At 50.6% G+C, this 17355-nt stretch carries 15 protein-coding genes; 3 read left to right on the top strand and 12 right to left on the bottom strand.

Features of this window, described 5'->3' with window-relative positions:
* Nucleotides 1-52: 52 nt before the first annotated feature.
* The gene (locus BFW38_RS11650) at nucleotides 53-1117 is read left to right on the top strand and encodes an XdhC family protein (protein ID WP_245686142.1); all 1065 of its coding nucleotides are present in this window, start codon (nucleotides 53-55) and stop codon (nucleotides 1115-1117) included.
* On the opposite strand, the gene BFW38_RS11645 is transcribed toward BFW38_RS11650, so the two are convergent.
* The 4 genes from BFW38_RS11645 to BFW38_RS11630 are packed head-to-tail and all read right to left on the bottom strand — an operon-like array spanning nucleotide 1062 to nucleotide 5025.
* The gene (locus BFW38_RS11645) at nucleotides 1062-1718 is read right to left on the bottom strand and encodes a nucleotidyltransferase family protein (RefSeq protein ID WP_068998904.1); all 657 of its coding nucleotides are present in this window, start codon (nucleotides 1716-1718) and stop codon (nucleotides 1062-1064) included. The genes BFW38_RS11650 and BFW38_RS11645 overlap by 56 nt on opposite strands.
* Before the next feature lie 57 nt (nucleotides 1719-1775).
* Nucleotides 1776-3281, bottom strand: coding sequence for a DHA2 family efflux MFS transporter permease subunit (locus BFW38_RS11640; protein ID WP_068998899.1), 1506 nt, complete (start codon nucleotides 3279-3281; stop codon nucleotides 1776-1778).
* Complete coding sequence (locus tag BFW38_RS11635) at nucleotides 3274-4485, bottom strand: HlyD/EmrA/EmrK family protein (RefSeq protein ID WP_068998897.1); 1212 nt, start codon at nucleotides 4483-4485, stop codon at nucleotides 3274-3276. The genes BFW38_RS11640 and BFW38_RS11635 overlap by 8 nt, the downstream gene beginning before the upstream one ends.
* Nucleotides 4486-4497: 12 nt before the next feature.
* A complete protein-coding gene (locus BFW38_RS11630; protein WP_068998896.1) occupies nucleotides 4498-5025 on the bottom strand; it encodes a MarR family winged helix-turn-helix transcriptional regulator in 528 nt (175 codons plus the stop codon).
* Nucleotides 5026-5334: 309 nt separating this feature from the next.
* Here BFW38_RS11630 and BFW38_RS11625 point away from each other — a divergent pair, with 309 nt between their 5' ends.
* Nucleotides 5335-6747, top strand: coding sequence for a diguanylate cyclase domain-containing protein (locus BFW38_RS11625; protein WP_068998894.1), 1413 nt, complete (start codon nucleotides 5335-5337; stop codon nucleotides 6745-6747).
* A 177-nt stretch (nucleotides 6748-6924) separates the two neighbouring features.
* On the opposite strand, the gene BFW38_RS18355 is transcribed toward BFW38_RS11625, so the two are convergent.
* The 6 genes from BFW38_RS18355 to BFW38_RS11605 all read right to left on the bottom strand — a co-directional run bounded on the left by BFW38_RS18355 (nucleotide 6925) and on the right by BFW38_RS11605 (nucleotide 11612).
* On the bottom strand, nucleotides 6925-7053 hold the full coding sequence (locus tag BFW38_RS18355; protein ID WP_281180409.1) for a hypothetical protein: 129 nt from the start codon (nucleotides 7051-7053) through the stop codon (nucleotides 6925-6927).
* 100 nt (nucleotides 7054-7153) lie between these two features.
* Nucleotides 7154-7402: a hypothetical protein gene (locus BFW38_RS17760; RefSeq protein ID WP_245686141.1), complete on the bottom strand. Its 249-nt coding sequence runs from the start codon at nucleotides 7400-7402 to the stop codon at nucleotides 7154-7156.
* Nucleotides 7403-7573: 171 nt separating this feature from the next.
* Nucleotides 7574-8101: a hypothetical protein gene (locus tag BFW38_RS11620; RefSeq protein WP_068998893.1), complete on the bottom strand. Its 528-nt coding sequence runs from the start codon at nucleotides 8099-8101 to the stop codon at nucleotides 7574-7576.
* Between the two features lie 12 nt (nucleotides 8102-8113).
* Entirely contained in the window at nucleotides 8114-8437 is a 324-nt protein-coding gene (locus BFW38_RS11615; RefSeq protein WP_068998891.1) for an ElaB/YgaM/YqjD family protein, read from the bottom strand.
* 214 nt (nucleotides 8438-8651) lie between these two features.
* Nucleotides 8652-10757 carry a TonB-dependent siderophore receptor gene (locus tag BFW38_RS11610; RefSeq protein ID WP_084004613.1) on the bottom strand — a complete coding sequence of 702 codons (2106 nt, stop codon included), beginning with the start codon at nucleotides 10755-10757 and terminating at the stop codon, nucleotides 8652-8654.
* 306 nt (nucleotides 10758-11063) lie between these two features.
* Complete coding sequence (locus BFW38_RS11605) at nucleotides 11064-11612, bottom strand: VOC family protein (protein ID WP_068998889.1); 549 nt, start codon at nucleotides 11610-11612, stop codon at nucleotides 11064-11066.
* 243 nt (nucleotides 11613-11855) lie between these two features.
* On the opposite strand from BFW38_RS11605, the gene BFW38_RS11600 reads away from it, so the two are divergent.
* The gene (locus tag BFW38_RS11600) at nucleotides 11856-12473 is read left to right on the top strand and encodes a TetR/AcrR family transcriptional regulator (protein ID WP_218186411.1); all 618 of its coding nucleotides are present in this window, start codon (nucleotides 11856-11858) and stop codon (nucleotides 12471-12473) included.
* Nucleotides 12474-12532: 59 nt separating this feature from the next.
* On the opposite strand, the gene BFW38_RS11595 is transcribed toward BFW38_RS11600, so the two are convergent.
* Together BFW38_RS11595 and BFW38_RS11590 are read right to left on the bottom strand one after the other, a co-directional pair.
* On the bottom strand, nucleotides 12533-15715 hold the full coding sequence (locus tag BFW38_RS11595; RefSeq protein ID WP_068998885.1) for an efflux RND transporter permease subunit: 3183 nt from the start codon (nucleotides 15713-15715) through the stop codon (nucleotides 12533-12535).
* Nucleotides 15716-15811: 96 nt separating this feature from the next.
* Nucleotides 15812-17086, bottom strand: a complete 1275-nt coding sequence (locus BFW38_RS11590) for an efflux RND transporter periplasmic adaptor subunit (RefSeq protein ID WP_084004612.1) — start codon at nucleotides 17084-17086, stop codon at nucleotides 15812-15814.
* Between the last annotated feature and the right edge of the window lie 269 nt (nucleotides 17087-17355).

Genomic DNA, 17355 nt, shown 5'->3' with positions numbered 1-17355 from the left:
GTCTCTCCAATCTCGTCGATACAGTGATGTGATCCCCTATTGGGATCAGGATATGATGATGTCTATTGATCCACTCGCTTTAAATACTGATGCTTTCCCTTCGTCGGGGTTGTCGGCCTCCGGCACCCCCCTAGATCTTCAGGTATTACAACAAGCCCAGCAGTGGGCTGCGACTTCAGCCCTCTGGCTATGCACGGTGCTGCATACCTGGGGCTCTGCGCCTAGAGGTCCTGGCGCAATGTTGGCAGTCAGTGCCGAGGGCCATCATTGTGGCTCCTTGTCCGGCGGCTGCGTTGAGGAGGACTTATTGGCTCGCCTGGCCGCGGGCCAGTGGCAGGCCCCCTCACAGGTGATTCGGTACGGTGACGGTGAACTCGCGGCGAATGTGAAGTTGCCTTGCGGCGGTATCCTGGGCATTTTAATTGAATATTTACCCGCCGGTGACGATACCGTAGCTTATCTGGGGCGCCAATTAGCCGCTGTTGCCGGACATGAAGCGTTACATAAGCGTCTCACTTTGCCTCACCCATGCCAGTCTTTAACCCCCGCTGAATTTGCGACTCAGCCTCAGATTAACGTTCAAGGTCATGAGATCGACATTCGGCTATCAGCAGCCCCCCAGTTATTCGTGGCAGGCTATTCCCCGGTGGCTCAATACTGCATGTCTTTTGCTTTTTCACTCGGGTTTGAAGTGGTCTTATGTGAACCTCGTGAGGAAGTATTAGCCACGCTACAAGGTGATTCGCAAGTGCATACTTTACCGCCTGGTGTGCGGGTGTTGGAGGCTTTGCCTGCCCATTATCTGCAGTTGAATGGATGTCATGCCAATACGGCGATTGTGGCTTTGACTCATGACCCTCGGCTGGATGATCTCACCATGATGGAAGCGGTTAAAACGCCCGCTTTTTATATCGGGGTGATGGGCTCCGCTCAAAACAGCCGTCACCGACGTGAACGGTTAACACGCATCGGCCATCTGACGGATACTGACCAACAGCGTATTCACGCTCCCATTGGTTTGGATATTGGCAGTAAAACACCGGCTGAGATCGGGTTAGCGATTATGGCGGATATTGTGCGGTTGAAAAATCAGGGGGCGGCAGATCAGCATCGGTAATGGTGCCCCTATGGGCCTCAAGGGTTTCCAGTTGTGATGTTTCAAGCAGCGCCCGTGCCCCCTGGTCGCCCTGCAACTGGCTTAAGGCCTCTTGATAACGGCGATCAAAGCCGACGGGGTGCCCCGGTTTTCCTTGATACATGAGTCGTGCTTGGGCTGCGCCGGAGTGGAGTGCTGTGGCGACTTGCCGGTAATCCGCTGCTTGAACCCAAGGCATGTCGCCAGGCTGAATCAGCCAGCCGGACCATGCCAAGGTGGCTTGAACGCCAGCAGCAATGGATTCTCCGCTGCCCTGACTGTCGATTAATGTCATGGATATCTTTAAGGCTTGAGCCAAGTGTTGCAATGGCTTTAACCCCGGGCGGGTGACTAAATGGACCGGCAGGCCACTACGCAGTGCTTGTTGGAGTGTCCAGTAAAGTAACGGCCGATATTCGACCTGCTCTTGGTTGGCGGTTTGATGTTTTGCCCACTGATCTGCCTGCGGCTCAGGATAACGGGCCATTAACTTTAATCCTTCCCCGCCTGCGGCCTTGAAACGCCGGCCATGACCGGCGGCCAGTATTAATATCCCGATGTCTGCGGCATGGTGATGGGGCATGGTTGGCCCTTTTATTCAGTGCTGTTGATGACTTTTTAAATGAATAGGGTTTAGGCACTAATGCCCTTTAAAAAAGGGCGGCTTAGTCCACCAAATGATGGCTAACAAGCCTAAAAATAACCAGCCGAGTAGTGTGAAGTAGTCAATGGTCGACATCATCAGGGCTTGGCTCTGCATCATCTGTTTGACTTGCGCTAGGTTATTCGCCACAAAGCCGCCGATCGGTTCGAAGAAATGTTGGGCCGCCGGATTATGTGGGCTGACATGCTCATTGAGCTGAGCGTAATGGAAAGATTCGCGACGATCCCATAGCCAAATGCTGAGTGAAGAGGCAAAACTCCCGCCCAATACCCGCAGGAAAGTGGCGAGCCCTGAGCCATCTGCAATCTGATGATTATCCAGGTTGGAGAGTAAGATTGTGGTGAGCGGCATGAAGAATAGCACCACGCCCAGGCCCATATAGCCTTGTACCAAAGCGATTGACATGAAATCAATCTCAGTATTGAAGCCGGCGCGAATAAAGCATGAGCTACTGATAACGAGAAATGATGCCGTGACCAAAATCCGTAAGTCGATATGGGGAGCGTACTTACCGACGACTGAGGAAAATAGCAGTGGAATGACTCCCATCGGCGCCGAGGCCAGACCCGCCCAAACGGCGGTATACCCCAGGTTACGTTCCAGCCATTGCGGTAAGATCAAATTAATCGCAAAGAATGCTGAGAAACCTAAAACAAGCGCCACGGTGCCTACCGCAAAATTACGGTCTTTGAATAGTCTGAGGTTGACGATCGGGTGAGCTGAAGTGAGCTCCCAGATGACAAAGGCTGCGAGGGAAAAAACCGCAATACCGGTTAACGTGACAATAAAGTTAGAGTCAAACCAGTCAAGGTTATTGCCTTTATCCAGCATGATCTGGAGGGCGCCGACCCCCATCACCAATAACGAGAGACCGATATAGTCGACCGGGGTTTTTTGCGTCTGGTCGGGACGATCCTTGAGCTGTATTAACACCATAAATGTGGCGATTACAGCGATCGGCACGTTGATATAAAAAATCCAACGCCAGGAGTAATTATCCGTGATCCAGCCTCCTGTGATCGGCCCAATAATAGGAGCGACCACGGTGACCATGCCAATGATCGCGAGTGCGACGGTACGTTTTTCGCGAGGGAAAATGGCCATCATTAAGGTTTGGGCCATGGGAAATAGCGGGCCGGAGCACAGCCCCTGTAGGGCACGAAAAGCAATCAGTTCAGGCATGGATTGCGCGATGCCACACAGAAAGGAGGTGACCGCAAATAAGATGACGGCGCCGATAAAGAGCTTTGTTTCCCCAATTGTACGGGCAACCCATCCGGTGAGCGGCAAAGCAATGGCATTACAGACCGCAAATGAGGTGATGACCCAGTTACCCTGATCCGCCGAGACACCCAAATCCCCCGCGATCGTGGGTAGCGCCACATTGGCAATGGTGGTATCCAATACCTGCATGAATGTCGCAAGGCAAAGCCCCAATGCCGCTAGAGGTAAGCTTGGGGGACGAAAAGCGGCATCACTCATGTTCAGCCTCGGCGGCTGACATGGCCAGAGCTTTGTCGGCATCAATCCCATTGGCGCTGAGAATGTGCGCGACTAAGGCATGGGCATCTTGGAGCTGATTTTGATAAATATCCGTTGTCAGCCGAGCGGTGGTGGTCGCCTGCTCGGGTAACAAAAGACCTTCCTGCGCCATATGGACGGTCACCGTGGAGGACAGCCCAATCCGGAGGGGATATTTTTCCAGCTTATCGGTGTTTAATTCTATCCGTACCGGTAGGCGTTGGACGATTTTGATCCAGTTACCGGTTGCATTTTGTGGTGGAAGTAAAGCAAAAGCGCTCCCGGTGCCAATGCCGAGACTGCTGATATGGCCTTCAAAGTGAACGTCATCACCGTATAAATCGGTCGTAATGTCGACGGGTTGGCCGATTCTCATTTGAGTGAGTTGGCTTTCTTTGAAGTTGGCGTCGATCCATACTTGATGCAGCGGTACCACCACCATTAAGTCACTGCCTGTGCTGACCTGCTGGCCTAGCTGAACGGATCGTTTGGCGACATAGCCTGAGACCGGGGCTTTGATCTGGGTATATTGGTTATTCAGATAAGCATTTTGTAGCTGAGCAATGGCTTCTTTGATGGCAGGGTGCTGCGCAATATCAACATGATCAGTGAGGGCCCGTTTGGCTTTCAGCGCTTGCCGAGTTGACATCAGTTCATTGCGTGCTGCGTTGAGGGCATCCCGATAGTGGGTGACTTCTTCTTCAGCAATGGCGCCTTTTTCAGCCAGTTTGCGACGGCGTTCGTAATCCGCCTGAGCTTGCTGATAGTTGACTTCTTTGACTTGGACTTGAGCCTGGTAGTTGTCAACATCATTGTAAAGCCCACGAGTTTGGCGGATGACATTACCGAGATTAGCTTCAGCCCGATCTAAGGCGATCCGGGTTTCACTCGGATCGAGTGTGACCAAAGGCTGACCTTGCTTGACGTAATCGCCTGATTCGGCATACACCTGTGTGACGGTACCGTTCACTCTGGGCGCAATAGACACTAAATTGCCTTGGACATAAGCGTCTTCAGTGGATTCATAATATTGACCATAAAACTCATGATACGCATAGCCGCTGCCCAGAATAATCAGCGTCATCAGAACTAGCCCCAACAACCAGTGTTTGCGTTTGCGCGGCTGAGAAGAAGGTGCTGCTTCAGTGGTATTTTCTTGAGACATGATCTGAAACCATTAAGAAGTCATGGAAGACGAGGTCAGTGAGGGAAAGGTGCATGATGCTTCTTCATCGGAGGCCAAGGGCATGGACAGGACCCCATTATTGACGAGTAGTTGCGTGAGCAGTATTTCAAGCTGATGAATGTCTTCATCAGCCATGCCGATCGTTAAGGCATTTAAGGCATCCACGATTAAAGGTGGGAATTGGTGGCATAGCCCGATACCTGAGGCCGTCAGCGCCAGTCTGACACGCCGACGATCCTGTTCATCTCGATGTCGTTGGAGTAATCCCTTCTTTTCTAATCGATCCACCATCCGTGTGGTGGCACCGGCATCCATATTCAATTGCTGACTCAATTCTTTACAGACACTGCACTGTTGCCGGTATAGCAGTAATAAGATTTTAAATTGAGGCGCGGTGATATCTAGAGGGGCAAGATATTGCGTGAGTACTTTTTCTTTATGCTGGTTGACGAGGTGAAGTAGGTGGCCGAGCGTCAGATGGTGGGGCTGTTCCAATGAGGATAAATTGAAATATGCCATGTCAATAGCTGCCTATGCAAGTAATGAGCCGACTATACGCCGCAATTAAACCGCATGCAATTACTTGTCTAGGCAATGAGTTGTGAAGTTGGGCAGGAATGATGGCATATCAGGCAGGAAGCAGGTGATGACACTATGCTGAGTATCTCTGGGACGTGAGTCATCATGTGCTGGCAACCACATATGAAAACTACATATGAAACATAGATGTTCTTGAGTTTTCTGAGTAAAGCGTCGAGCATGAAACAACGACGCTTTTATGACGTAAAGATATTGTGATGACACCCAAATATTTTCAATGAGGGACGGATGCCTTCTTCTTCGACGCTATTGAGTTCTCGTCTGACCCGACTGATGACCGCTGTGATTTTGGTGGTGTCGATCAGTGTGGTGGAAGGCTTTTACCACTTATTGTCAGAAAATCGCTTAGCCCAGGAAAACGCAGCTTCAGCCCAGTCTTTGAGTACTTTGAGAACCAAAATTGAATCTCAAGCAAATTCTGCGATTTATTTGGTACAAGGATTGGTCGCCTTTTTCCGCGCCTATCCTGATATCAATATCGATCAAGTTGAGCCGATCCTGAAAAATGTTTATCAGGACGGTAAAAATGTACGTAGTTTGGCCGTCGCTCCCGATTTGATTATTCGCATGGTTTATCCCCGCGTCGGCAATGAAAGTATTCTGGGGCTCGACTTTCGAGATCTCACTTTGCAATGGCCCTATGTTAAAAAGGCGATTGATTTAAAAGATACAGTATTAGATGGGCCGGTGAACCTGGTTCAAGGTGGCAAGGGGCTGATTAATCGAGTTCCTATTTTTCGGGAGAATGGTCAACTTTGGGGTATGGTGAGTGTGGTACTGGATATTGAATCACTGTTGAAGGCTGCCGATATTGATCAATATACCTCATTATTCAACTTGCATTTATATAATCCAAGCAAGCCTGGTGGGGGTGATATTTTCGGCAGTGCCAATGATATTGCGGCTAATGCCTCTGAGGCCATTCGACTGCCATTGTATTTACATAATGAGGGCTGGATACTGGAAGGCGTACCGATTGACAATCATATCATGCCCTGGTGGATGCTGGCTTTGCGCGCTGTCGGTTGGTTGATGTCATTACTTCTTGCGCTGATGTATTTCATTTTGATGCGTGAGCATCGGCGTAATCGTATTCTGGCTAATTTCGATGAACTCACTGGGTTACCCAATCGCCGAGCTTTTTATCGTCAGGTTGAGTTTTTGCTTAGACGACTGATTCCCTCAAAGTCTGCATTGTCTAAAACACAAGCCGCCCATGCGGTCATGCCAAAGTCAGAGGCCTATTTTGGGGTGGTTTATCTCGACTTGAATGGTTTTAAGGCGATTAATGATACTTACGGTCATGAAGCCGGTGATGAGGTGTTAGTGACGATAGCTCAGCGGCTCAGCACATTGTCGTCCCGACATGAACGTTTTTTTCGCTTGGGAGGTGATGAGTTTGTCGGCGTGCTTCGCTTTGATGGGACGATGAGTGATGAGGCGATGACCTTAGCCTGCGAGCGCATTGGCGCGGCGGTGAAAGCGCCTATTGATCTTACTTCCGGTACTCAGGTGGCACTGTCAACGGCTATGGGTTATACCTTGATTCAGGTGAGTGATGATATTGATCAGCTGCTATCACGTGCGGATCAGCAGATGTATCAGCATAAGCAACAGGCGGTTTCTGACGGTCATCTTTAGACCGTCATCTCTCATGTGAATGGCTTATTCAGGCACGCGAAAAGCATTTTATTCTTGTGTTGGATATGGCGTTTATGTTGACTGAATCGTTGGTTGAATAAAAGTTCATTAAATAAAAAAACGGTGCCAATAGTTGGCACCGTTTTTTTATAGCCTAACGTGTCATCAAAAGATCAATTAGGCGGCTTTTTTAAGCTTTTTCTTCAGCTTTTTCAGCTTGTTTTCATGCTTATCGATTTTACTCTTACGTGCTTTGATTTCTTTTTTCAGGCTATCCGCTTTTTTGGATGCTTTTTGCTTTGCCATGTGATGACTCCTGCCGTATCGGTTGATTAATAGGCCTGAAGAGTTCGAGGCCATTGAGTGCCTGGTTTTGCTCACTCAAGTAGTGAATGAGACGCTCGTCTCAGTCTTCATCACTACTTTGGTTTTGACGTATAAAACGTCGAATAAACTTGCGAATCTCTCTAGCTGCACTGGTATCAAGTTCATCGCAAAGTGCTAAAAATTCCGCTCTTTCTTGGCTATTCATTCTGATCAACAATTGTGCATCATTCTTGGATGTCTTTTTCTTTTGTGTTGATTTTGGTTTCTCTGAGTTTGGCGCTGCTTGTACTTCATCTTGCGTGCTCGCAATCTTTTTAGACTTACTCAAGCGGGGTTCTCGCTATGTGATGTCTTGGGACTTTTAGCGCGAATACTGACTCATTTATCATCACGCTAGCTAGCATAATGTCTAATATGTATATCGCAATGATATCCAATGTATATCATTGTAAGGCGCTTGGCAAATCGGAGGGGGTTGAGCAATAGGGGTCTTAAGGGGTTACGGATTCGTAGGTGAGTCATTCACCGACGAGCTATCGAGGTCAGTGGCGTCTGCGGAGGCTTCTGTCGATTCAGCCTCATCCGTGGCCTCGTCTTCAGATTGGTTAAATAATGCCAGGCCACCCTGCAACAGTAATTTCCTCAGATGAGGATCCGTACGCTCGATCAAGCCTAATGTGAAGGCAATCAGTAAGGCTTCCCAAGGATTTTGTCGGATGAGCTGGCGTAATCGTTGTATTGAGGATGGTTTTGAATCTGGTTGAGAAGACTCCGTCGATGATGACCCCGTGGAGCGATGTAATAAGCGGACAAAAAACAACCCGAGTAATGCTAAGCAGATCGAACCGGTCACCCCATAAGCACCGGCTTGGCCTAACCAAGGGGTTAGGCCTAATAAAGCGCCTTTTAACAAGAGAATGATACCGCCGATCAACAATACGCTGAGCAGTATCAATCCCAGTAAGGCACCGATGACCGCAGCTAACGCCTTACGTAATAAGGTCTGAAGTTCCTCTCGTGAAATCATCGGTTACCAGCGTTAGCGGTCAAACCATTTCCCCAGCAGCATCCCGGCGAGAAAAACCAGCACGACGGTGAGAAATGGACGGTCTTCAATTTTCTTTTCCACCTCGCCGATCACTTTCTGGCTGTTATCACGGACACGCTCAATCGATTCATCTGCGTGATGACGCGCCTTTTTCAGTGCGGCACTGCCTTCACGTTGTAGTTCCTCTCTGAGCTGTGAGATGTGGTCTTTTTGTCCTTCAACCACCGTCTTACTGAGTTTAGCCAGATCATCTCTCAGCAGTTGCATATCGGCTTTAAGCTGTTCGTAATCTTCCTGTGTCGCTTTTGATTCCATTGTGAGCTCCTCACTTTGGTTTGGCTTCACTTGAGAACTTGCCGTCTTGCGCAATCGTGCATCTGTCCCGATTACTCTAGCACAGCGAACCGCGGAGTATCATGTGTTGATATGGGGGGAGGTATCACAATAAGCCCGCGGCTGATTCCGCGGGCTTGCGATGGATCACGAACTTGGTCTCACTGATCGAGTATGACCGACCGAGGACAAGCGGTTACCACTGGTAAGTCAGGCTACCGATAATACTGCGTGATTCACCGTAGTAGCACCAATAGTCACAGCTAGCGACGTATTCCTTGTCGGTCAGGTTATTCACGTTAACCTGAGCACGCCAGTGTTGCGCAAAGCTGTAACGTGCCATGGCATCGACGAGGGTGTAATCAGGGACGGTTGTGTCACCATCGACACTTTCGCCGATGTAGCGAACCCCGCCACCGAGCGCCAGCCCAGGCAGCAGTGTGGCAAAGTTATAGTCTAGCCAAGCCGAAGCCTGGTGGCGCGGAATCAAGGCGGCGCGCTTGTCGTTTTCTAGTTCGGCGTCCGTATAAGTGTATGCCAGTGTGGTTTTTAGGTGATCGGTGATATAGCCGACACTTTCTAACTCAAAACCGGTGGATTGGCGTTCGCCCGCTTGAGCCTGATAGCCCCCCGCTTGGGTGACCAGGGTGTTATCTTCTTTTAAGTCAAATACGGCGGCAGAAATATAGCCATCCCAGTCTCGTGGTGCCATCTTAACGCCCAGTTCCCATTGCCGACCTTCACGAGGATCATACAAACGGCCGTCGGCATCGACGCGACCGACGGGATCAAAAGACTCGGTGTAGCTTACATAGGGGTTGATCCCATGGGGGCCGAGATACATGGCGCCACCCGACCATGACAGTTGATCGTCATCTGAACGTTCGACGCTCTTGGCGGTACGGTTATGATTATCGGTCTCCGCTTTGTCATAACGCACACCGGCCAGCAAGACCCAGCGATCATCAATGCGGAGTTGGTTCTGTAAGTAAACCCCAGTTTGTTCTTTATCGATTTCGCGGTGAATTAAATCACTTGAAGCGACGGGCGTATAATGGCCATATGCCGGTTTAAATAAGTCCACCGGGTCGCCGAAGCCATAAATATCCGCTTCTTTGCCGTCTAGGTTCAAGTTCTGGTAGTCCAGACCGATCAGCAGTGTATTTTCGGTGTGTTCGGTGAACCATTGGCCGATTAGTCGGTTATCAATTGTCCAGCTGTCAATATCGCCATCGCGGTAAACCAAACCGCGTGCGCCCATCCGATCATCTAACTGGGACAGCATATAAGTGCTGCGCAGTTCCAAATCCAAGTGGCTGTAACGTAAGTCTTGTTCGAAGCGCCAGGTGTCATTGAGGCGGTGGCGCAGCTCGTAACCTAACGAAGTTTGAGTCCGATCGGCTTTATCATAATCGGGTTCGCCGTAGCTGGTTTTGGGGTCAACTTTGCCAAACGGGGTATCGTGAATGGTGCCATAAGGCATTTTGAAGGCATTAGTGGGTACACCATCATCTTTCTGGAAGCTGGCCAGGAATGTCATGCGGGTGTCTTCACTGAAATCAACGGCCAGGCTCGGAGCGAGGTAATAGCGATCATTTTCGGTATGGTCTAAATCACCATCGCGAGATTTTGCCATGCCCACTAGGCGGTATCGAATACTGTGATCTGCGTTCACTGGGCCGGCAGTGTCGATGCCCAGCATGCGATGATTCCGGTTACCCCATTGTAGATCAATATGGCCTTGAGCATTTTCGGTCGGGCGCTTACTGATGATGTTGACCAAGCCACCGGGAGGCGCCTCGCCATAGAGAATGGAAGAGGGGCCTTTAAAGACATCGACACGATCCATCCCATAGGGCTCAGGTAACCATTGATAGAAACCTTCTCGATAAATACGTAAGCCATCTTGGTAAGTGGATTGATCAAATCCTCGGATCTTGAGCCAATCCGTATCATTATCAGAACCGTAATGCCCGGAAAGTATGCCTGCACGATAACGGAACGTTTCGTCCAGCTGCTGTACATTTCGGTCATCCAGCTCTGCGCGATCAACGCTGGAGACCGGGCGAGGGGTCTCGACCAAGGGAGTCTCCACCTTGGTGGCAGTGCCGACGATCACCATTGTTTCAGATTGTTGTGTGGTGGAGGCTTCATCTGCGGCCAAGGCCGGTATCGTTGAACTCAGCAGTAGGCTGGAGAGGCAAAAGCTTAGACCCTGTCGAGTGTGCTGTGGTGATCGTTTTTGTGATGTTTTTTGTGAAGATAGGGGCTGAAAGTGAGGATCATGGGAAAGCGGGGACATCGGTCAACCTCAAGAGCAAAGATGAGAAAAGTCGCAATGCAATTATTCATGTTATCTTAATACTGCTAATGATAATGTTTTATATTTAGATTTTTTTCATCTTTCAAGTTTTATCTGAATTTTCAGAACAATGCGCTTTTTCTTCGCGCTCGCTGCTGAGTGCTCTTGCGCTGACATTGCTACTTGGCTGATGGTTCTCTTCTCTATAGCTTCTCTTTTTTATTCCACCTTTCTCGGTATCGGTCTGTATGGGGCCTGTGCTGGCCACTGCGGTTGAGTGGCCATGGTGCAGGTCAAATGAGGGTGTTATTGATGCTTATTTGGAAGCGTGCGAATGGCTTCTTTCATGAACCCTCCTGACCATTCCGGATGTTGCTTGCGGGCCTCTGCCAGGGCTTTCTTCCAGCGTCGATAGGCGCCGAGCCCGGGCAGTTTGGGAATATGGGCCAGTTCTAGGTGAAAGCCATTGATGGGGTCATCAAAGAAAACCCCATAATACCCAGGAGCATATAGCGGATATTCTGCCGGGGCTTCAGTGACTTTGAGGCCTTGGGGTAATAAGAATTGCTGATGAAACTGATCAACTTCCTTTCGATTCTTCGCCCATAAGGCTAGGTGGTGAAGGCCCACCGGGCGTGCTTCATGGTGCAGTTTTTCACCGCTGTGTGCGGGTTGAATGCCAATGTAGCTGTGTGGCATAGGAAAGCGCGCCATGTAATAGGTTGAGCGGTATCCCAGATCGAGTGTCCAGAAACTTTTATAGCCTAGCCATCCAAATAGCTGGTCATAAAAGGCAATTGAGGCGTCATAGTCCAACACCGAGAGTTCAATATGATTTACACCGCGCGAACGCATTAGGGATTCTCCTTAATCGATGAGTAGTCGGTGATCAGGCTTATTTCATCAGGTTCATTTCATTGAGTGGCCATTTCAGTGGATGGCCTTTAATCCTTGTTTTAGACTAGAGGTCTAACTGCATATTAGACCAGCAGTCTAAAGCAAGTGAAGTGTTTTTTGATGTCGTGAATAAGCGAGTATCACGCGTGACGCCGTGTGATGAGTCGCAAGATCTCATCAGCCACAATAGGATGAATGGTGTTGACCCCACGAGAACGTTTACAAGCGCTACCCGTTGAGAGGCAAGTTCAATTACTTGACCCGGCAGAGCATGAGTTCGCCGAACATGGTTACGAGCAGGCTTCGATCAATCGGATTCTAAAACAGGCGGGCATGAGTAAAGGGCAGGCCTATCACTATATTGCCGGTAAAGCGGATCTCTATTATGCCGTGATGGCCAGAGCGATGGCGCGGCTGACGACACAGTTGAATCCCCAGGCGGTGATGGAGGCTGAACCTGACCAATTTTGGGAGGCCTTGTCAGTGCTTTTTGCGCGTGTCTCGACGTGTTTAAGCCAAGATGAGCGATTAGCGGCGTTGGCGCGTCGTTGTTACGACAGCCCACAGAGCATTGCGGCGCTTAAACCGCTTTGGGATGGCTTGTTTGAGCAGCTTGAGCAATTACTCCGCAGAGGTCAGGTCATTGGGGTGATTCGCCAAGACCTGCCTTTAAGTTTGCTGGCGCCGATGGTCTTTGCCATGGCCCGTGAGGCGGATCAATGGTTCGCGTTGCACTGGCCGACGTTAACCGCCGAGCAAGCCCAAACGTTGAATCAGCAGGTGGTGCTGAGCTTTCAACGTTTTATGGGCTTGCCCTGAGCATTTTTTAAGGCCAAGCCAGTGACGCGCTTCAGTTGCGCCTCAACGGAGAGGGCGGGTTATTGAGGCGTATGACCTTCGTCGGTTATTTCCCCTGTCATGGTGGAAGCACGAGGGTGTTTTAAAGGCCCTGATAGTTTGCGCAATGCGACATAAAAAACAGGGGTTAGGAAGAGCCCAAATAAAGTGACGCCCAACATGCCTGCGAATACCGCTACGCCCAGTGCGTGACGGACTTCAGCACCAGCACCTTCGCTTAAGACCAGTGGAATAACGGCGGCGGTGAAGGTGATGGACGTCATAATGATCGGGCGTAATCTAAGCCGACACGCTTCGAGCGCTGCGGCAGTGATACCGTATCCCTCGAACTCCAGCTCACGGGCAAACTCAACAATTAAGATGGCATTCTTACAGGCCAAACCAATGAGTACGACCAAGCCGACTTGGACGAAAATATTGACATCACCATGGGCATACCAAACGCCTATTAGGGCTGAGAGCATACACATCGGGACAATCAGAATGACCGCCAGAGGTAAGGTCCAGCTCTCGTAAAGGGCGGCAAGCACTAAGAATACCAGTAACACCGCCAACGGAAATACGATCAGCGCAGCATTGCCTTGAGTGGCCTGCTGATAGCTTAAATCGGTCCATTCCAAGTGCATACCTGCCGGCATGATCTTATCGGCAATGGCATTGAGTTGATCCATTGCTTGTGTCGATGACAGCAAACGGGGATCGGTCTCACCGGCGAGATCGGCCGCAGGATAGCCGTTATAGCGCAACACTGGATCAGGTCCAAAGCTTTGCTGAATACTGACCATCGAACCAATAGGGACCATCTCACCATTGGCATTGCGGGTTCTGAGCCGGGCAATATCTTCAATACTATCGCGATAAGGCGCATCGGCTTGTGCTATGACTTGCCAGGTGCGGCCAAAGCGATTGAAATCATTGACATAAGTCGAGCCCAGATAGGTTTGCAGTGTGGCAAATAGATCGGTGATAGCGACGCCTTGAGCCTTGGCTTTTAAGCGATCAACATCGGCGTCTAGCTGCGGCACATTGGCCTGATAACTGGTGATGGGATAGGTCATGCCAGGGGTTTGCATAATCCGACCTTGCAGTGCATTGACCGTCTCTTGGAGCGGCCCGAAGCCTAAGCCAGCACGATCTTCAATAAACATTTGATAGCCCGAACCATTACCCAGTCCCAGAATCGGTGGCGGCATAAAAGAAAAGGCGATCCCTTCTTTTAAGCTGGCGATCTTCTGGCTAATTTCAGCATTAATGGCTTCTGCTGTGCGTGTACGCTGTTCAAAAGGCGTCAGGGTCAAGAAGACCAAGCCGGTGTTACTGGTATTGGTAAATTGCAGGGCATTCAAGCCAGGAAAGGCAATGGCATGGGCCACACCTTCGGTCGATTGGGCCAATTGGATGACCTGGTTCAGTAAGGCATCGGTTCGCTCGATTGAGGCCCCTTCAGGGAGTTTAACGCCAGCAATCAGATACATTTTATCCTGAACTGGGATAAATCCTGAGGGGACTGACTTAAACATAAAGCCGGTGGCACCCAGTAGTAGCAAATAGATTACAAACACCGCACCACGTCGGCGAAAACTGTGTGAGACCGCCCCCTGATAACGATGAGCACTGGCATTAAAAATCCGGTTGAAGGGACGAAATAGCCAGCCTAAACAGACATTGATGATCCGAGTTAAGCGATCTGGCTTTGCATCATGCGGCTTGAGCAGCATGGCGGATAACGCCGGAGACAAGGTCAGTGAGTTAATCGTCGAAATCACGGTTGAGATGGCAATCGTGACAGCGAATTGACGATAGAATTGCCCCGTGACGCCAGAGAGAAACGCCATTGGGATAAACACCGCACATAGCACCAATCCAATGGCAACAATAGGCCCTGAGACCTCTTTCATGGCCTGATGAGCTGCGGCTTTGGGGGACAAGCCAGCCTCAATGTTGCGCTCAACATTTTCGACCACAACGATGGCATCATCGACGACAATCCCAATGGCCAGGACTAAGCCAAATAACGTTAAAGTGTTAATGGAATAGCCCAGAACATAGAGAACGGCAAAAGTACCGATCACGGAGACCGGCACAGCCAGCAGCGGAATAATGGAGGCCCGCCAAGTTTGCAAAAAGAGTGTCACCACCAGCACGACCAGAATGATCGCTTCGACCAGTGTTTGAATCACCGAGTGGATTGAATCTGTGACAAATAAAGTGGTGTCATAAACGGCGCGGTACTCGACACCGGCAGGGAACTGCTGGGACAGTTCATCCATCTTGGCGATCACCTGATCGCGTATTTCCAGTGCATTAGCCCCCGGTGCTTGGAAGATCCCAATCCCGACCGCATCGTGACCATCCAGTTGTGAGCGTAAAGTATAGTCTCCAGCGCCCATTTCCAGCCGAGCAACATCTTTAAGCTGCAGAATTTCCCCATTTGAACCCGCCTTCAGGACGATATTGCCGAACTCTTCTGCAGTGCTGAGCCGCCCTTTCGCGTTAATCAGGGTCAGAAAATCGCTATCGCCAATCGGTTCGGCGCCTAATTGACCGGCCGATACTTGCACATTTTGTTCTTGGATAGCATTAACGATATCGCTGGCCGTTAGGCCTCTGGCTGCGGCCTTATCAGGGTCAATCCAGACGCGCATCGCATAATCACCGCCGCCAAACACTTGCGCTTCTCCCACCCCCATAATGCGCGCTAACTGATCGCGGACATGCAGACGCGCATAGTTGCGTAGATAGAGGGTGTCGTAACGCTGATCAGGGGAGACTAGGTGGACCACCATCAAAAAAGTGGGTGATTGTTTTTGGGTGGTGACCCCTTGGCGCCGAACGGCCTCTGGCAAGCGGGCCAGCGCCTGACTGACGCGGTTTTGTACCCGCACCGTGGCCTCTTCGGCATTGGTGCCTGGGCGAAAGGTAATGGTCATTTGCAAGACCCCATCAGACCCAGCGACAGACTTGAAGTACATCATGTCTTCGACCCCGTTGATGGCTTCTTCCAAAGGCGTCGCGACGGTTTCGGCGATCTCTTTGGGGTTGGCACCCGGGTAGACGGTGCGGACCTGAACCGAAGGGGGCACCACTTCGGGGTATTCGCTAATGGGTAACAGGGGGATCGAAATCGCGCCCACTGCGAGCATGATGATAGACAGAACGGCCGCAAAAATAGGTCGGTCTACAAAGAATCTGGAAAAGTTCATAGGCAAAAGTGTCCTCGTCAGCGGTTGATGACCGCTGGCGTTCTAATACGGCCTAAAGAAGTCAGGGCGGTGATGGGTACGGGGGGAAGTGGCCTCTTAAGGTGCAGTGGCGGCGACTTCAGAGGTGGCTGAATCAGAGACCGGTGAATCAGGGGTTAGTGCATCAGGGATTAGTGAATGGCCTTCGACTGAATGAGGGGTCACCGGCATACCGGCAAAAAAGATCTTTTGGATGCCATTCACCACCACGCGATCTCCAGCTTGGAGCCCTGAGGTGATCATGACGCGATTACCGACGGTCTGCCCTAGTGTGACCGGGTGAGGTATGGCTTTTTGTTCATCATTGATCACATAAACAAAGCGTCTTGCCTGGTCGGCGATTACGGCCTTTCGGTCTAGCACAAGGGCTGCTTGATGTTGGGCGACGGGGACATTCACCCGTGCAAACTGTCCAGGTTTAAGCTGTTCTTGCGGGTTCGGTAGTACGGCGCGATAACGGAGTGTCCCGGTGTTGGCATTGAGTTGATTATCAATAAAGTCGAGACGGCCCTGATGGGGGAATCCGGTTTCACCTGTAACGCCGATGGCGACTGATGTTGTGAGGGTTTGCTGCTGATGAATACCCTGGATGCTGGATTCATTGCTGTTGAAATAGACATATAACGGATCAACCGACACCAGGGTCGTTAACAAGGTTTGATTGGCGCTGGCCAGATTGCCTTGGGTGACTAATGCGCGGCCAATGCGTCCACTGATCGGGGCAGTGATTCGAGTGTAAGTTAAATCGAGCCGGGCGCTGTCTAGTGCCGCCTGAGCGCCTTCTACACTGGCTTGAGCATTCAATAATGTGGCTTGGCGTTGGTCATTCAATTCTTGAGCAATGGCGTGACTATTGAGTAAGCGTTGGCCTCTAGACGCTTCGGCTTCGGCCAGCTGTAGCTGACTTTTAGCTTGATCCAACGCGGCTTGAGCGGCCTGCAATTTGGCTTGATAAGGCCGGGGATCGATCTGGAAGAGCAGATCACCTGCGGCGACGGTTTCGCCTTCTTTAAAGACGACTTGATCGATGTAACCCGTGACGCGTGGGCGTAACGCTACCGTTTGTGGGGATTCCAAGCGCCCGGTAAAGGTTTCTTTCAGCGTGACAGGCTCGGCTTGAAGGGTCACGACATCGACTTCGGGGGGCTGTTGTGATGAGGCGGCCTGATTTTTTTCGTCAGATTGGCAGCCGGTCAATAGGGCCGCTGTGATCAAGCCCATCATGAGAGTGACCGCCTTGAGTGGGCGGGTTTTTAATACATGGGTTGTTAATACATGGGCTTTGAAGCCGTCGTTTTTGAATAAACGAGTCGTAGATACGTAAGCTTTCATCGGATGCAGTTCCTGCATGGGGTGACAGTTTCGCATGCTGACGTCGCGCCGCTCAGAGCACTGAGGCTCAGTCAATTCGGTTTGAATGATGGGGCGAACGGCTATCGGGACGTCATGAAGGTGAGCCAATGTAAGCGGATCTGACGAATTCGCGTTATCCGATTTCTCGGCTATCCTTGCCTGATCCTGCAGTGCGTGAGCAGTCTTCATGGCGTCACAATCAACCGGATAACAGACGCGGCAACAATGTGACGTTAAGGTGATGGGAA

Source organism: Terasakiispira papahanaumokuakeensis (assembly GCF_001709345.1).
Classification (GTDB): Bacteria; Pseudomonadota; Gammaproteobacteria; order Pseudomonadales; family Halomonadaceae; genus Terasakiispira; species Terasakiispira papahanaumokuakeensis.
This window is presented reverse-complemented; position numbering and strand designations above follow the sequence as displayed.

Excerpts from the sequence above, each read along its gene's own strand:
- BFW38_RS18355 (WP_281180409.1), bottom strand. The coding sequence starts at position 7,053 with ATGGCAAAGCAAAAAGCATCCAAAAAAGCGGATAGCCTGAAAAAAGAA.
- BFW38_RS11610 (WP_084004613.1), bottom strand. The coding sequence starts at position 10,757 with ATGTCCCCGCTTTCCCATGATCCTCACTTTCAGCCCCTATCTTCACAA.
- BFW38_RS11640 (WP_068998899.1), bottom strand. The coding sequence starts at position 3,281 with ATGAGTGATGCCGCTTTTCGTCCCCCAAGCTTACCTCTAGCGGCATTG.
- BFW38_RS11620 (WP_068998893.1), bottom strand. The coding sequence starts at position 8,101 with ATGATTTCACGAGAGGAACTTCAGACCTTATTACGTAAGGCGTTAGCT.
- BFW38_RS11635 (WP_068998897.1), bottom strand. The coding sequence starts at position 4,485 with ATGTCTCAAGAAAATACCACTGAAGCAGCACCTTCTTCTCAGCCGCGC.
- BFW38_RS11615 (WP_068998891.1), bottom strand. The coding sequence starts at position 8,437 with ATGGAATCAAAAGCGACACAGGAAGATTACGAACAGCTTAAAGCCGAT.
- BFW38_RS11645 (WP_068998904.1), bottom strand. The coding sequence starts at position 1,718 with ATGCCCCATCACCATGCCGCAGACATCGGGATATTAATACTGGCCGCC.
- BFW38_RS11595 (WP_068998885.1), bottom strand. The coding sequence starts at position 15,715 with ATGAACTTTTCCAGATTCTTTGTAGACCGACCTATTTTTGCGGCCGTT.
- BFW38_RS11650 (WP_245686142.1), top strand. The coding sequence starts at position 53 with ATGATGATGTCTATTGATCCACTCGCTTTAAATACTGATGCTTTCCCT.
- BFW38_RS11590 (WP_084004612.1), bottom strand. The coding sequence starts at position 17,086 with ATGAAAGCTTACGTATCTACGACTCGTTTATTCAAAAACGACGGCTTC.
- BFW38_RS11630 (WP_068998896.1), bottom strand. The coding sequence starts at position 5,025 with ATGGCATATTTCAATTTATCCTCATTGGAACAGCCCCACCATCTGACG.
- BFW38_RS11605 (WP_068998889.1), bottom strand. The coding sequence starts at position 11,612 with ATGCGTTCGCGCGGTGTAAATCATATTGAACTCTCGGTGTTGGACTAT.
- BFW38_RS11625 (WP_068998894.1), top strand. The coding sequence starts at position 5,335 with ATGCCTTCTTCTTCGACGCTATTGAGTTCTCGTCTGACCCGACTGATG.